This window comes from Microvirga splendida (assembly GCF_016427565.1).
Classification (GTDB): Bacteria; Pseudomonadota; Alphaproteobacteria; order Rhizobiales; family Beijerinckiaceae; genus Microvirga; species Microvirga splendida.
This window is the reverse complement of sequence record NZ_JAELXT010000041.1, coordinates 1-13,694: the sequence shown is the minus strand read 5'-3', so window position 1 is coordinate 13,694 and position 13,694 is coordinate 1. Positions and strand designations below refer to the sequence as shown.

The window sequence follows — 13,694 nt, the reverse complement described above, 5'->3', positions numbered from 1 at the left end:
CGCCTAGTCCCAGAAGCGCGGCCAGGTCTCCTCCAGGTTCGGCCCCAGGCGCACCGCCGCCACGCGAACGGCCAGGCCCGTGCGGTCGTCGGTCTCAACCGCGATCCCCGACAGTGTGCCCTCGCCCAGGGCCGGCTCCATGCGCGGGCCCGGGGTCTTCTGGAGGAAGCGGCGAATCGATTCCTCCTTCTGCATGCCCAGAACGGAATCGTAGTCGCCGCACATGCCCGCATCGGACATGTAGGCGGTGCCGCCGGGCAGCACCCGGTGATCGGCGGTGGGCACATGGGTGTGGGTGCCGACGACCAGGCTCGCCCGCCCGTCGAGATGATGGCCCATGGCCTCCTTCTCGCTCGTCGCCTCCGCGTGCACGTCGACGATCACCGCATCGGCCACTTGCCCGAGGGGGCAGGTCTCAAGCTCCCGGTCGACGGCCGCGAACGGATCGTCGAGCGGGTCCATGTAGAGGCGGCCCATGACGTTGACCACGAGAACCCGGTGGCCTGAGCGGGTATCGATGAGATTGGCGCCCCGCCCCGGCGTGCCGGGCGGGTAGTTGACGGGGCGCAGGAGCCGCGGCTGGCGCTCGATGAACACGAGCGTCTCGCGCTGGTCCCAGGAATGGTTGCCCAGCGTGATGGCGTCGGCGCCTGCACCTAAGATCTCGTCGCAGATCGCCTCGTTGATGCCGAAGCCCCCGGCGGAGTTCTCGCCGTTGATGACCACGCAATCGAGCCGCCAGCGGTCGCGAAGGCCCGGCAGGCGCTCGATCACCGCGTTGCGGCCGGGCCGCCCTACGATGTCGCCGAGGAAGAGAAGACGCATGATGCAACCTTTAAGCGGATTTCGTCCGAATGAGTTCGGCTTCGGTGATGATGATGTCGAGAAGCCGGTCGTGGGGCTCGACCGGGACCTCGTCGATCTCCTGAACCGCATAAGCGAGGCCAATGGTCAAGGTGGGATGCTGCTCTTCCAGCGCCGCGATGGCCCGGTCGAAATGGCCCTTGCCGTAGCCGATGCGCCCTCCCCGGCGGTCGAAGGCGACCAGCGGCACGAGCAGCGCCTTGGGGAAGACCTCGGGTGCGTCGGGCCCCGGCTCGCGCACGCCGAAGCCGCCTTTGACCAGCACGTCGTCGGGCTGCCAGAGGCGCCAGCTCAAATGGGGGTGGAGGATCTGGGATAGGGCCACGTCCTGCCCGCGTTCGAGCAGCGCCTCCATGAGCGGACGCGGATCGACCTCGGTGCGGATCGGCCAGTAGCCGCCCACCGGCGTCACGCCCTGGAGATCGGGGAGGTCGACGGCCTGGGCCATGATGCGCTGCGCCGCATCGTGCCGGAACTCTTTTTCGAGCCCGTCGCGACGGGCGAACCCTTCGCCGCGAAGCCGCTCTTTCAGTTCGGGAGAGGAGAGAGATGTCATCAGGTGCGGAGCCACGAAAGCCGTCGGAGAAGCGATCCCGGGAACCTACAAAGTAGGTGGGCGCCGTATGTTCCGGTCCACGGACCGGGCAGGGACAGCTCCCGTTGGGATCGATAAGGCCCCGGGGAATATGAACTCCTAACGCACCCCGCAGCCCCGCGTTTCCTATGTAGGGATCGGGACGCGCCGGGGGAAGGGGAAAAGTGCCGGATCCCGATATCTTTCAGCTGTCCGGCAAAAGCACCGCCTCCGTAACATTACGGAATGGCCAAGATCGCCGGAACTCCGCCAAATGGCCCCGTAGGGGATGCGCCATCCATCAAGCGGAGGAAACATGGCTCATCTGAAACAGAACAATTACCAAGAACTTTATCGCCACGAGGCGGACACACCGAGCATCGACGCCATGATGCGGGAAGTCCTGCACCGGCTCGGCAACATCGATTTCGAATACCAAGTCGAGGTGGACAAGCTCGAAAGGAGCGCCGCCGACCAGGAATTCAAGAGCCGCATCATGCGCAGGATCAGGGCCGCCCATCACGAGAGGCGCGAGCCCTATGTGGAGCTTCTCGCCACCCTCCGGCAGCGCCAGCACCGGCTGTCCCATCGGGGTTGATTGCGGACTCCCGTCATCCCGGGGCTGCGCAGCAGAACCCGGGATCGCCGGACAGGACAGGCTCTGTTCTGCATCCGATCCCGGATCTTCGCTGCGCTACGTCCGGGATGACGCGTTGAGGCTCCCCTCAACCTGCCCTGCCCCGTTCAGGCCGCGGGCCAGTTCCTCGATGCGCTCGGCGGCCCGCTGGAGCCCCTCGGCGAGCCTTGCCTCGATCCGCTCGAGGCGCTCGTCCCGGGAGACATTGATGCTGTTGAGCATCGCCACCTCCTCGGCAAGGGCAGAGACCCGCCTCTTCATCTCGTGCAACTCGTCCGCCTGGGCGATGGCCGCCATGACGTGGAGACGCAGGTCGTCGACCTGGCCGAAGGTGGCCCGCATCTCCTCGATCCGGGCGTCGTAGGAGGCCGCCAGGCCTTCGAGGTGCCGCTCCTCGCCCTCGGCGCAGGCAATCCGGTAGGTCTTGCCGGCAATGGTCACGGTCACCTGGGACATGCCTTCAGCCTTCCTCGGGCTCGAGCTGTCCGGCTGGAGCCAGTTGCCCGGCCTGGGCCAGAACGGTCTCGACGGCTCCGATGGCCTGGCGGACCCGCCGGCTCACGTCGTCGGTGGCGACCTCATAGCGGTGCAGGCGCGTGAGCGCGCCGTCGAGCTCCACCGCAAGGCGGGCGCGGTCGTCCTGCATGAGCTGGAGCTCGGTCTCCAAGCCGCCGCGGCGGCGGTCCGCATCCAGGCGGCGGGAGACCGATGCCTCGAGCAGCCCGAGGGCAATGTCCAGCCGCTTCATCGCTTCGTCGAGTGTGGGCGCCATCATTCCTCCGGGAATCGGGCACGAGACTAGCGCATCGCGCGGAAAAGTGGACCCGGTATTCCGCACGGCGGGCTCGTCAAAGAAGGAGCATCGGGCCTTGGAGAGCAACGATCCTCAAGGGGATTACGCCCCTTCGAGCCTTTGACTCCCCCCTGCCCCGTGTTAAGGAGCCCGCACCTTTCCCAGACAGACCGCCCCGTTGCGGGGCCCTCAAGATTTGTGGATCTCGCCGTGCAAGATACCGTCTCCGCCGATCGCGTCACCCATTCCGATCTGGCGAACGCCGTGCGCGTCCTCGCCATGGACGCCGTCGAAACAGCCAAATCCGGCCATCCGGGCCTGCCCATGGGCGCCGCCGACATCGCCACGGTGCTGTTCACCAAGTTCCTGAAATACGATGCCGCCGACCCGACCTGGCCCGACCGCGACCGGTTCATCCTGTCGGCCGGCCACGGCTCGATGCTGCTCTACTCGCTCCTGCACCTCACCGGCGTGAAGGGCATGACGGTCGACGAGTTGAAGAACTTCCGCAAGCTCGATTCCAAGACCCCGGGCCACCCCGAGAACTTCATGACGCCGGGCGTCGAGACCACCACCGGGCCGCTCGGCCAGGGCATCGCCACGGCCGTGGGCTTCGCGCTCGCCGAGCGCATGCTGAACGCCGAATACGGCAACGACCTCGTCGACCACCACACCTACGTGCTCGCCTCCGACGGCGACCTGATGGAGGGCATCAGCCAGGAGGCCATTGCGCTCGCCGGTCACCTGAAGCTGAACCGCATGATCGTCCTGTGGGACGACAACGAGATCTCCATCGACGGGCCCCTGTCGCTCTCCGATTCCGTCGATCAGGTGAAGCGCTTCCAGGCCTGCGGCTGGAACGCCGTGCGCGTAGACGGCCATGACCCGAAGGCGATCCAGCGCGCGATCTCCAAGGCCCAGAAGTCGGACCGCCCGACCCTCATCGCCTGCAAGACCGTCATCGGCTACGGCGCCCCGAAGAAGGCCGGCACCTCCAAGGCCCATGGCGAGCCGCTCGGCGCTGAGGAGCTGGCCGGCGCCAAGACGGCGCTGGGCTGGAGCCATGCCCCGTTCGAGATCCCGGACAACATCCGCGACGCCTGGGCCAAGGCCGGCAAGAAGGGCCGCCGCCTGCGCAAGGCCTGGGCCGAGCGCCTAAAGGCCCTGCCGCAGGAAAAGCGCGCCGAGTTCGAGCGCCGGGTGAAGGGCGAGCGCCCGAAGGCGCTGGCTGACGCCGTCGCCAAGCTGAAGGACCGGCTCGTGGCCGAGCCGCAGAATGTGGCCACCCGCAAGGCCAGCGAGATCGCCCTCGAGGTCATCACCGAGGCCGTGCCGGAGCTGGTGCTGGGCTCGGCGGACCTGACGCCCTCCAACAACACCAAGACCAAGAACCTGAACGCCATCTCGCCCGGCAATTATGCAGGCCGCTACATCCATTACGGCATCCGCGAGCACGGCATGGCGGCGGCCATAAACGGCATTGCGCTCCACGGCGGCTATGTGCCGGCCGGCGCGACCTTCCTGGTCTTCACCGACTATGCGCGGCCTGCCATGCGCATCGCGGCGCTGGCCGGCATTCCGGCCGTCTACGTGATGACCCACGACTCCATCGGCCTTGGCGAGGACGGCCCGACCCACCAGCCGGTGGAGCATCTGGCGGCGCTTCGCGCCATGCCGAAGATGCGGGTGTTCCGCCCGGCGGATGCCATCGAGACCGCCGAGTGCTGGCAGATGGCGCTCGAGCGCACCGACGGCCCCTCGACCTTGGCGCTGACCCGCCAGAACCTGCCGCAGGTGCGGAAAGTAGGCGGGGCTGAAAACCTTTCAGCCACAGGCGCTTATGAGCTGTCGCCCGCCAACGGAAAGGCCCGCGCCACCCTCTTCGCCTCGGGCTCCGAGGTGGAGATCGCCCTGGCGGCCCAGAAGCTTCTGGATGAACAAAGCTTCGCCGTACGCGTTGTGTCGGTGCCCTCGCTCGACCTGTTCCTCGCCCAGCCCGAAAAAGTTCGCGCCCAGATCATCGGGGATGCGCCGATCAAGGTTGCGGTCGAGGCTGCCGTGCGCTTCGGCTGGGATTCGGTCATCGGACCGGATGGAATTTTCGTCGGCATGCATGGGTTTGGCGCCAGCGCGCCCTACAAGGACCTTTACAAGCACTTCGGCATCACCGCCGAGGCGATCGCGGAGAAGGTTCTCCGGACACATAATCTCTGAGGCTCGACAAGAACCGAGGCCTCGTTACGCAAGGGAGCTAAAGCTATGACGGTGAAGGTCGCGATCAACGGATTCGGTCGCATCGGACGCAACATTCTCCGCGGCATCGTGGAGAGCGGCCGCAAGGACATCGAGGTGGTTGCCATCAACGATCTCGGCCCGGTCGAGACGAACGCTCACCTTCTCCGCTTCGATTCCGTCCACGGCCGCTTCCCGGCGGACGTGCAGGTCGACGGCGAGTTCCTCGTCATCAACGGCCAGAAGATCCGCGTTACGGCGATCAAGGACCCGGCGACCCTGCCGCACCGGGAGCTCGGCGTCGACATCGCCATGGAATGCACCGGCATCTTCACCTCGAAGGACAAGGCCTCGGCCCACCTGACCGCCGGCGCCAAGCGCGTCATCGTGTCGGCTCCCGCCGACGGCGCCGACCTGACTGTCGTCTACGGCGTCAACCACGACAAGCTGACCAAGGACCACGTGGTCATCTCGAACGCCTCCTGCACCACGAACTGCCTCGCCCCCGTGGCGAAGGTGCTTCATGACGCGGTGGGTATCGAGAAGGGCTTCATGACCACCATCCACTCGTACACCAACGACCAGCCCACGCTGGATCAGATGCACAAGGACCTCTACCGCGCCCGCGCGGCGGCCCTGAACATGATCCCGACCTCGACCGGCGCCGCCAAGGCCGTTGGCCTCGTGCTGCCCGACCTCAACGGCAAGCTCGACGGCTCGTCGATCCGCGTGCCGACCCCGAACGTCTCCGTGGTCGACTTCAAGTTCGTGGCCAAGAAGAACACCACGAAGGAAGAGATCAACGCGGCGATCAAGGCGGCCGCCGACGGCCCGCTCAAGGGCATCCTCGGCTACACGAACGCCCCGAACGTCTCGTCGGACTTCAACCACGACCCGCATTCCTCCGTGTTCCACATGGACCAGACCAAGGTCATGGAAGGCAACTTCGTGCGCGTGCTGTCCTGGTACGACAACGAGTGGGGCTTCTCGAACCGCATGGCGGACACCGCCATCGCCATGGCGAAGCTCATCTAAGGGAGGCTGCCGATGACCGCCTTCCGCACGCTCGACCAGGCCGACGTCAGGGGAAAACGCGTTCTCGTCCGGGTGGACCTCAATGTCCCCATGGAGAACGGCCGGATCACGGACGCGACGCGCATCGAGCGCGTCCTGCCCACCATCCGGGAAATCGCCGACAAGGGCGGGAGGGTCATCCTCCTCGCCCATTTCGGCCGCCCGAAGGGACGTGACCCCAAGGAGTCCCTGAAGCCGGTTGCGGAAGCGGTCTCGCAGCACCTCGGCAAGCCTGTGGCCTTCGCCGATGACTGCATCGGCGAAGCCGCCAGCCAAGCCGTCAGCGCCATGAAGGACGGGGACGTGCTCCTCCTCGAGAACACCCGCTTCCATGCGGGCGAGGAGAAGAACGATCCGGCCTTCGTCCAGGAACTGGCCAAGCTCGGCGACCTCTATGTCAACGACGCCTTCTCGGCGGCGCATCGCGCCCACGCCTCCACCGAGGGCCTGGCCCGCGCGCTGCCGGGCTATGCCGGCCGCACCATGCAGGCGGAGCTCGACGCCCTGACCAAGGGCCTGGAGGCTCCCAAGCGTCCGGTCGTCGCCATCGTGGGCGGCGCCAAGGTGTCCACCAAGATCGACCTGCTCGAAAACCTCGTGACCAAGGTCGACGCGCTGGTGATCGGCGGCGGCATGGCCAACACCTTCGTGCATGCCACCGGCCTCGGCATCGGCAAGTCGCTCGCCGAGAAGGATCTGGCGGCCACCGCCATGCGCATCATCGAGAAGGCGCGCGACGCGAACTGCGCCATCATCCTGCCCGTGGACGGCGTCTGCGCCTACGAGTTCAAGGCGGGAGCCCAGAACCACACCTACGGCATCGACGCGATCCCCGAGGATCAGATGATCCTCGATGTCGGCTCCCAGTCGGTGGAGCGCGTCAATTCCGCCATCAACGATGCGGCGACACTGGTGTGGAACGGCCCGCTCGGCGCCTTCGAAATTGCCCCGTTCGACCAAGGCACGGTCGCGGCGGCCCGCCACGCGGCCCAGCGCACCAAGGACGGCAAGCTCGTGTCCGTCGCGGGCGGCGGCGACACGGTGGCGGCCCTCAACCATGCTGGCGTGGCCGACAGCTTCACCTATGTGTCGACGGCCGGCGGCGCCTTCCTCGAATGGCTGGAAGGCAAGTCGCTCCCCGGCGTCGAGGCCCTGCGGGCTTAAGTCCATGCCGGCAAAGTGGTTAACCCACTTTGCCAGGGCAAAAAGTGGCCTAGATGCTTAAGCTGAGGTTCAGCTTCTGCGCTGTTTAAAAGCAAAACCAATACGGAGGACCCAATGGCCCGCATTACGATGAGGCAGCTTCTGGATCACGCGGCCGAGCAAGGCTACGGCGTGCCTGCCTTCAACATCAACAACATGGAGCAGGCGCTGGCGATCATGGCGGCGGCCAGCGAGGTCGATGCCCCGGTGATCATCCAGGCGTCCCGCGGCGCACGCTCCTATGCCAACGACGTCATGCTCAAGCACATGATGGACGCGGTGACCGAGATCTATCCGCAGATCCCGGTCTGCGTGCATCTCGACCACGGCAACGAGGCCGCCACCTGCATGACGGCGATCCAGGCCGGCTTCACCTCGGTGATGATGGACGGCTCGCTGAAAGCGGACGGCAAGACCCCGGGCGACTGGGACTACAATGTGGCCGTCACCAGGAAGGTGGTCGAGATGGCCCATCTCGGCGGCATCTCGGTGGAAGGCGAGCTCGGCGTGCTCGGTTCTCTCGAAACCGGCGAAGGCGAGGCCGAGGACGGCCACGGCGCCGAGGGCAAGCTCTCCCACGACCAGTTGCTGACGAATCCCGACGAGGCCGTGAAGTTCGTGGCCGAGACCAAGGTCGATGCGCTCGCCATCGCCATGGGCACCTCGCACGGCGCCTACAAGTTCACCCGCAAGCCAGACGGCGCGATCCTGGCCATGCACGTGATCGAGGAGATCCACAAGAAGCTCCCGAACACCCACCTGGTCATGCACGGCTCGTCCTCGGTGCCGCAGGACCTGCAGGACATCATCAACCAATACGGCGGCCAGATGAAGCCGACCTGGGGCGTGCCGGTGGAGGAGATCCAGCGCGGCATCAAGCACGGCGTGCGCAAGATCAACATCGACACCGACAACCGCATGGCCATGACGGGCCAGATCCGCAAGGTTCTCACCGAGAACCCGGGCGAGTTCGACCCGCGCAAGTATCTCAAGCCTGCCATGGAGGCGATGACCAAGCTCTGCAAGCAGCGCCTGCAGGAGTTCAACACCGCCGGCCAGGCCTCGAAGATCAAGCGGGTCTATACGCTGGCCGAGATGGCCAAGCGCTACGCCTCCGGCGAGCTCGACCCGACCTTCGGAACCACCCGCCAGGCGGTTGAGTAAGATAAAGAGAGTTTATCCCACACCCTCATCCTGAGGAGCCTGCGCAGCAGGCGTCTCGAAGGAGGCTCCAGAGAGCACTGGAGACGCCTCGCCCTTCGAGACGCTGCGCTCCTCAGGGTGAGGCTACGGGGTAGAAGTTCTTGATCTGTCTTTCGCCTTAATCATGATCGACAAGCGGGGCCTCGCATGATGGCCCCGTTTTCGTTATGGGAACGGTGTCTTCCTTTTTCTCATCGTTTGTGACCCATGGCCGATACCGCCGCCCGCCTCTACCTCATCACCCCCGTTCTGGAGGATTCCTCCTTCGCGCCGCGCCTCGCCGAGGCTTGCGCGACCGGAGCCGTGGCCGCCGTGCTGCTGCGGCTGGCGCCCGCCGACGAGCGCACCCTGACCAATCAGGTGAAGACTCTGGCTCCCGCTGCCCAGGAGCATGGAGCGGCCGTGATCGTCACCAGCGAGGCCAAGGCCGATCTCGCCACCGTCGCAGCCCGCGGCGGGGCGGATGGGGTTCACGTGAACGGCGCCGACCCTGCCATCGTCCGGGAAATGCGCGACCGCCTGAAATCCGAGCGTGCCCTCGGGGTCGGGGCGATCCGCAGCAAGGACGACGCCATGACCTTCGGGGAAGCCGGTGTCGATTACCTGCTCTTCGGCGAGCCGCGCCCGGACGGGTCCCTCCCCTCCCTGGAGAGCGTGGTGGAGCGCGCCGCCTGGTGGGCCGAGATCTTCGAGACGCCCTGCGCGGCCTATGCCCCGAGCCTGGATGCGGTCGAGTCTCTCGCCGCCACCAATGCCGAGTTCGTGGCCCTGGGCGATGCGGTGTGGTCCCATCCGGACGGGCCTGCCGCCGCGGTGAAGGCGGCAGCCGCGATCCTTGAGCGGCAGGAGGCGTCGCGCTGATGCGTCTCTCCTGGGTCATCGGCGGCGTGTTCCTGGCGGCGACGGCCACCGCCAGCCATGCGGCGCAGCCCGATCTCGCCTATGGCGCCTACCAGCGCGGCCTGTACCAGACGGCCTTCCGCGAGGCGACCCTGCGGCTGGAGAAGAACAGCAACGACGCCGCCGCCATGACCCTGCTGGGCGAACTCTACAACCAGGGCCTCGGCGTCACGATCGATCCCAAGAAGGCGTCCGAATGGTACCGGCTCGCGGCGCAGCGGGGCGATGCCCACGCGCTGGCGGCCCTGGGGCTCATGGCCCTCGACGGCCGCGGCATGCCGAAGAACCCGGTCCAGGGCCGGGCCTGGCTTGAGGAAGCCGCCGCCAAGGGCAACCCGCTCGCCAGCCACAACCTCGCCCTGCTCCTGCTCACGAGCGAGGCGAACGCCGACCTGCAGAAGGCGGTCCAATTGCTGAAGCGGGCTTCCGAGGCGGAGATCCCGGATGCGCAGCACGCGTTGGGCGTGCTCTACCTCAAGGGCCGCGGCGTCGAGCGCAACCCGGCGGAGGCCGCGCGCCTGTTCGAGCGAGCCGCCCGCAACGGCAGCTCGGTCGGCGAGGTGGAATACGCGATCCTGCTCTTCAACGGCGATGGGGTTCCGGCCAGCGAATCCCAGGCCGCTCGCCATTTCCGCCGTGCCGCCGCCAAAGGCAACGCCATCGCCCAGAACCGCCTCGCCCGCCTCCTCGTCGCGGGCCGGGGCGTGCCGGCCAACAAGGTCGACGCGGCGGCCTGGCATCTCCTGGCGGCAGCCCAGGGGCTCAGCGACCCTTGGCTCGACAACGCCCTCAAGGATCTCACCGCCGACGAGCGCACCCGGTCCGAGAAGCTGGCGGCCGAGCGTCTCGGCATGCGCTGAACTCCTTCGGTGTCATTCCCGGCCGGAGCGTCAGCGGAGGGGAAGGGAACCACCCGCATGCGCAACGCCATGGATCCCCTTCCCTCGCTCCGCTCGCCGGGGATGACACCCGCATAAAATCGCAAGTTGGTGGATCAATTCGGCCGCCCGTCCGGTTATCCACCGCTTGACGCCAACCCTTGGGTGGTCCATCGACCACCTTCTCTTTGAAAACCGCTCTTTGTCAGGACCTGCACGATGATCCGCTCGCCCCTCATGACCGTTATGACCGATGCCGTGATGAAGGCCTCACGCTCGCTCAAGCGCGATTTCGGCGAGGTCGAGAACCTGCAGGTCTCCCGCAAGGGCCCGGGCGACTTCGTGTCCGCCGCCGACCGCAAGGCGGAGAAGATCCTGCGCGAATCCCTGGAAAAGGCCCGTCCCGGCTACGGCTTCGTCATGGAGGAGGAAGGCGTCATCCAGGGGACCGACACCAGCCACCGCTGGCACATCGACCCGCTCGACGGCACCACGAACTTCCTGCACGGCCTGCCGCAATTCGCCATCTCGGTCGGCCTCGAGCGCGACGGTCAGATCGTCGCCGGCGTGATCTACGACCCGGCCAAGGACGAACTCTTCATCGCCGAGCGCGGCAAGGGCGCCTATCTCAACAACCGCCGCATCCGCGTGGCGGCCCGCGGCGACCTCGCCGATGCGGTGGTGGCCTGCGGCCTGCCCCATATCGGCCGCGGCGACCACGGCCTCTTCCTGCGCGAGACCGCGACCGTCATGGGCTATGTGGGCGGCATGCGCCGCTGGGGCGCCGCTTCCCTCGACCTCGCCTACGTGGCCTGCGGGCGCTTCGACGCCTATTGGGAACGGGGCCTGAATTCCTGGGATATCGCCGCCGGCATCCTCATGGTCCGCGAGGCGGGCGGCTTCGTGTCCGACGCGGACGGCGGCAGCGACCCGATGGCCAAGGGCTCCATCGCCTGCGGCAACGAGGGGATGCAGCGGGAACTGCTCAAGCTTCTGAAAAAGGCTAAGGGCTAGTTCCACGGCTGATATTTCTGTTCGTGCTGGACAGGGAACCCACGGTCGCGCTTGATCCTTCGGACAGGCGCGGTCACATTGGGGCAGTCCCGAAGCCCGAATGCACAGGATAGCGATGGCAGACCGCCCTCTTACCCCACCGTGGATCTACCTCATCCGCATGGGGGTCTTTCTGCTTCTGGCAGCCTTCATTGCCTTCATCCTCTACCGGCAGATCTGGGAAGCATTTCAGGCTAATCCTGGCCTGAACGCCCTGATCCTGGGCGTCATGTTCATCGGTATCGTGCTGGCCATTCGTCAGGTCGTGCGCCTGTTCCGCGAGGTGAACTGGGTCAACTCCCTCCGGCAGAGCGAGGAAGAGGAGGTCGCTCTGAACCCGCCGATACTTCTCGCCCCCCTGGCGGCCCTTCTGGGCAGCCGGCCGGGCCAGTCCGGCTTCTCGGTCGCGGCGACCCGCTCAGTCCTCGATTCCATCGGCGCCCGCCTCGACGAGAGCCGCGAGATCCTGCGCTATCTCGCCGGCCTCCTGGTCTTCCTCGGACTGCTCGGCACCTTCTGGGGCCTCATCGACACGGTGGGGTCGGTCGGGCGCATCATCGGCTCTCTGAGAACCGGGCAGGATTCGGCCGTTCTCTTCGACGAGCTCAAAACCGCCCTGGCCGGCCCGCTGCAGGGCATGGGGCTCGCCTTCTCGGCCTCCCTGTTCGGCCTCGCAGGCTCGCTGGTCCTCGGCTTCCTCGACCTTCAGGCCGGCCAGGCACAGAACCGCTTCTACACGGAGCTGGAGGATTGGCTCGCCATCTCCACCACGGACGCTCCCGCCGACACCTCCCTGCGCGCCGGCTCCCCGCAGGAGCTGACGATCGCTCTCAATCGGCTGACCACCGCCGTCAACGACGGCGCAGGCGGCCGGTCGGCCACGCAGGCCATGGCCAACCTGGCCGAGGGCGTCCAGGGCCTCGTCCAGCACATGCGGGCGGAGCAGCAGATGATCCGCGACTGGGTGGAGGCTCAGGCCGCCCGCGAGAAGGAGCTGAAGCAGGTGCTCGACCGGCTCTCCCATGAAAGGCTGCCCTGATGCCGGTCTCGAGCGCAGGCGGACGGCGGCGCGGGCGCGGCGGCCAGATCAACTACTGGCCGGGTTTCGTGGACGCCCTGTCCACGCTGCTGCTCGCCATCATCTTCCTGATCTCCGTCTTCACCGTGGGCCAGTTCTTCCTGTCGCGAGAGCTGTCGGGCCGCGACACGGTGCTCGACCGGCTGAACCGCCAGATTGCCGAATTGACCGATCTCCTCTCCCTCGAGCGCTCGAACCGGCGCACCATCGAGGAGACGGTCACCTCGCTCCAGACGACCCTGCAGGCCAACGAGGCCGAACGCGCGCGCCTTCAGAGCCTTCTCGACAGCGGCGGCGCCGCGCAGGCTGAGGCCCAGCAGCTGAACTCCCAGCTGGAAACCGAGCGCCAGGCCACGGGGCGCGCCTTAAGCCAAGTCGAGATCCTCAACCAGCAGATCGCCGCCATGCGCCGCCAGCTCGCGGCCCTGGAGGAGGCTCTTGCCGCGTCCGAGAACCGGGACCGGGAAAGCCAGGCCCGCATCGCGGATCTGGGCAGCCGCCTCAACGTGGCGCTGGCCCAGCGGGTGCAGGAACTCGCCCGCTATCGCTCCGACTTCTTCGGCCGCCTGCGCCAGATCCTCGGCAACCGCCCGGACGTGCGCATCGTCGGCGACCGCTTCGTGTTCCAGTCGGAGGTTCTCTTCCCGGCCGGCCAGGCCACCCTGCGCCCCGAAGCCTCGGGCGAGATCGACCGCATCGCCAGCGCCCTGGTCGAGCTCGAACGTCAGGTGCCGCCCGACATCCCCTGGGTGATCCGGGTCGATGGCCACACCGACCAGAGGCCCATCAGCAACGCGCAGTTCCCATCGAACTGGGCCCTTTCGGCCGCCCGCGCCATCGCCGTGGTGCAGGCCCTCGTCGCCCGCGGCGTCCAGCCGCAGCATCTCCTCGCCGCCGGCTTCGGCGAATACCAGCCGCTCGACAACGGCACGACGGAAGAAGCCTATGCCCGCAACCGCCGCATCGAGCTGAAGCTGACGGAGCGGTGATCCTGCGGGGCATCCGGGACCTTGCTGCCAAACGCAAAGAAGCCGCTGTTTCCAGCGGCTTCTGCTTGAGAGGATGTCCGTCACTCAGAACACGAGCTGCGTGGGGCTGACCCGGATGCGAGCTCGGAAAGCTCCCAATCCTTAAGCGGCCTTCACGCCCTGGAGGAAGTCTGCGACCTCGCGGGAGAGGTCGTTGGAGTGGCGCGACAGCTCCTG

General features: G+C 66.9%; 14 protein-coding genes and 1 other RNA gene. 10 read left to right on the top strand and 5 right to left on the bottom strand.

Annotation, left to right across the window (positions count from 1 at the left end):
- Positions 1-3: 3 nt before the first annotated feature.
- The 3 genes from JAO75_RS22500 to ssrS all read right to left on the bottom strand — a co-directional run bounded on the left by JAO75_RS22500 (position 4) and on the right by ssrS (position 1,580).
- Entirely contained in the window at positions 4-825 is an 822-nt protein-coding gene (locus JAO75_RS22500) for a TIGR00282 family metallophosphoesterase (protein ID WP_199051450.1), read from the bottom strand.
- Positions 826-835: 10 nt separating this feature from the next.
- Positions 836-1,420, bottom strand: coding sequence for a 5-formyltetrahydrofolate cyclo-ligase (locus tag JAO75_RS22495; RefSeq protein WP_199051449.1), 585 nt, complete (start codon positions 1,418-1,420; stop codon positions 836-838).
- A gap of 4 nt (positions 1,421-1,424) precedes the next feature.
- A non-coding RNA gene (ssrS, locus tag JAO75_RS22490) (6S RNA) lies at positions 1,425-1,580 on the bottom strand.
- 174 nt (positions 1,581-1,754) lie between these two features.
- Between ssrS and JAO75_RS22485 the strand changes: the two genes are divergently transcribed.
- Positions 1,755-2,036, top strand: a complete 282-nt coding sequence (locus JAO75_RS22485) for a hypothetical protein (protein ID WP_199051448.1) — start codon at positions 1,755-1,757, stop codon at positions 2,034-2,036.
- Positions 2,037-2,132: 96 nt separating this feature from the next.
- Here JAO75_RS22485 and JAO75_RS22480 read toward each other — a convergent pair whose 3' ends face one another.
- Both JAO75_RS22480 and JAO75_RS22475 read right to left on the bottom strand, forming a co-directional pair.
- On the bottom strand, positions 2,133-2,531 hold the full coding sequence (locus JAO75_RS22480; protein WP_199051447.1) for a cell division protein ZapA: 399 nt from the start codon (positions 2,529-2,531) through the stop codon (positions 2,133-2,135).
- A 4-nt stretch (positions 2,532-2,535) separates the two neighbouring features.
- Complete coding sequence (locus tag JAO75_RS22475) at positions 2,536-2,850, bottom strand: DUF4164 domain-containing protein (RefSeq protein WP_343234677.1); 315 nt, start codon at positions 2,848-2,850, stop codon at positions 2,536-2,538.
- Positions 2,851-3,147: 297 nt separating this feature from the next.
- Between JAO75_RS22475 and tkt the strand changes: the two genes are divergently transcribed.
- The 9 genes from tkt (at position 3,148) to JAO75_RS22430 (ending at position 13,478) form a co-directional block, all read left to right on the top strand.
- Positions 3,148-5,082 carry a transketolase gene (gene tkt / locus JAO75_RS22470; RefSeq protein ID WP_246742664.1) on the top strand — a complete coding sequence of 645 codons (1,935 nt, stop codon included), beginning with the start codon at positions 3,148-3,150 and terminating at the stop codon, positions 5,080-5,082.
- A 45-nt stretch (positions 5,083-5,127) separates the two neighbouring features.
- Positions 5,128-6,135, top strand: a complete 1,008-nt coding sequence (gene gap / locus JAO75_RS22465) for a type I glyceraldehyde-3-phosphate dehydrogenase (protein WP_199051444.1) — start codon at positions 5,128-5,130, stop codon at positions 6,133-6,135.
- Positions 6,136-6,147: 12 nt separating this feature from the next.
- On the top strand, positions 6,148-7,338 hold the full coding sequence (locus JAO75_RS22460) for a phosphoglycerate kinase (RefSeq protein ID WP_199051443.1): 1,191 nt from the start codon (positions 6,148-6,150) through the stop codon (positions 7,336-7,338).
- Positions 7,339-7,452: 114 nt separating this feature from the next.
- Entirely contained in the window at positions 7,453-8,541 is a 1,089-nt protein-coding gene (gene fba / locus JAO75_RS22455) for a class II fructose-bisphosphate aldolase (RefSeq protein ID WP_199051442.1), read from the top strand.
- A gap of 246 nt (positions 8,542-8,787) precedes the next feature.
- Entirely contained in the window at positions 8,788-9,441 is a 654-nt protein-coding gene (locus JAO75_RS22450) for a thiamine phosphate synthase (protein ID WP_199051441.1), read from the top strand.
- Positions 9,441-10,340 carry a tetratricopeptide repeat protein gene (locus JAO75_RS22445; RefSeq protein WP_199051440.1) on the top strand — a complete coding sequence of 300 codons (900 nt, stop codon included), beginning with the start codon at positions 9,441-9,443 and terminating at the stop codon, positions 10,338-10,340. The genes JAO75_RS22450 and JAO75_RS22445 overlap by 1 nt, the downstream gene beginning before the upstream one ends.
- A gap of 237 nt (positions 10,341-10,577) precedes the next feature.
- The gene (locus tag JAO75_RS22440) at positions 10,578-11,372 is read left to right on the top strand and encodes an inositol monophosphatase family protein (RefSeq protein WP_199051439.1); all 795 of its coding nucleotides are present in this window, start codon (positions 10,578-10,580) and stop codon (positions 11,370-11,372) included.
- A gap of 115 nt (positions 11,373-11,487) precedes the next feature.
- Complete coding sequence (locus tag JAO75_RS22435) at positions 11,488-12,450, top strand: MotA/TolQ/ExbB proton channel family protein (protein WP_199051438.1); 963 nt, start codon at positions 11,488-11,490, stop codon at positions 12,448-12,450.
- Entirely contained in the window at positions 12,450-13,478 is a 1,029-nt protein-coding gene (locus tag JAO75_RS22430; RefSeq protein ID WP_199051437.1) for a peptidoglycan -binding protein, read from the top strand. Before JAO75_RS22435 ends, JAO75_RS22430 begins: the two co-directional genes overlap by 1 nt.
- The last annotated feature ends 216 nt before the right edge of the window (positions 13,479-13,694 follow it).

Bases quoted from the DNA above. Each gene is read 5' to 3' on its own strand.
- JAO75_RS22500 (WP_199051450.1), bottom strand. From the start codon at position 825: ATGCGTCTTCTCTTCCTCGGCGACATCGTAGGGCGGCCCGGCCGCAAC.
- JAO75_RS22495 (WP_199051449.1), bottom strand. From the start codon at position 1,420: ATGACATCTCTCTCCTCTCCCGAACTGAAAGAGCGGCTTCGCGGCGAA.
- JAO75_RS22485 (WP_199051448.1), top strand. From the start codon at position 1,755: ATGGCTCATCTGAAACAGAACAATTACCAAGAACTTTATCGCCACGAG.
- JAO75_RS22480 (WP_199051447.1), bottom strand. From the start codon at position 2,531: ATGTCCCAGGTGACCGTGACCATTGCCGGCAAGACCTACCGGATTGCC.
- JAO75_RS22475 (WP_343234677.1), bottom strand. From the start codon at position 2,850: ATGATGGCGCCCACACTCGACGAAGCGATGAAGCGGCTGGACATTGCC.
- tkt (WP_246742664.1), top strand. From the start codon at position 3,148: ATGGACGCCGTCGAAACAGCCAAATCCGGCCATCCGGGCCTGCCCATG.
- gap (WP_199051444.1), top strand. From the start codon at position 5,128: ATGACGGTGAAGGTCGCGATCAACGGATTCGGTCGCATCGGACGCAAC.
- JAO75_RS22460 (WP_199051443.1), top strand. From the start codon at position 6,148: ATGACCGCCTTCCGCACGCTCGACCAGGCCGACGTCAGGGGAAAACGC.
- fba (WP_199051442.1), top strand. From the start codon at position 7,453: ATGGCCCGCATTACGATGAGGCAGCTTCTGGATCACGCGGCCGAGCAA.
- JAO75_RS22450 (WP_199051441.1), top strand. From the start codon at position 8,788: ATGGCCGATACCGCCGCCCGCCTCTACCTCATCACCCCCGTTCTGGAG.
- JAO75_RS22445 (WP_199051440.1), top strand. From the start codon at position 9,441: ATGCGTCTCTCCTGGGTCATCGGCGGCGTGTTCCTGGCGGCGACGGCC.
- JAO75_RS22440 (WP_199051439.1), top strand. From the start codon at position 10,578: ATGATCCGCTCGCCCCTCATGACCGTTATGACCGATGCCGTGATGAAG.
- JAO75_RS22435 (WP_199051438.1), top strand. From the start codon at position 11,488: ATGGCAGACCGCCCTCTTACCCCACCGTGGATCTACCTCATCCGCATG.
- JAO75_RS22430 (WP_199051437.1), top strand. From the start codon at position 12,450: ATGCCGGTCTCGAGCGCAGGCGGACGGCGGCGCGGGCGCGGCGGCCAG.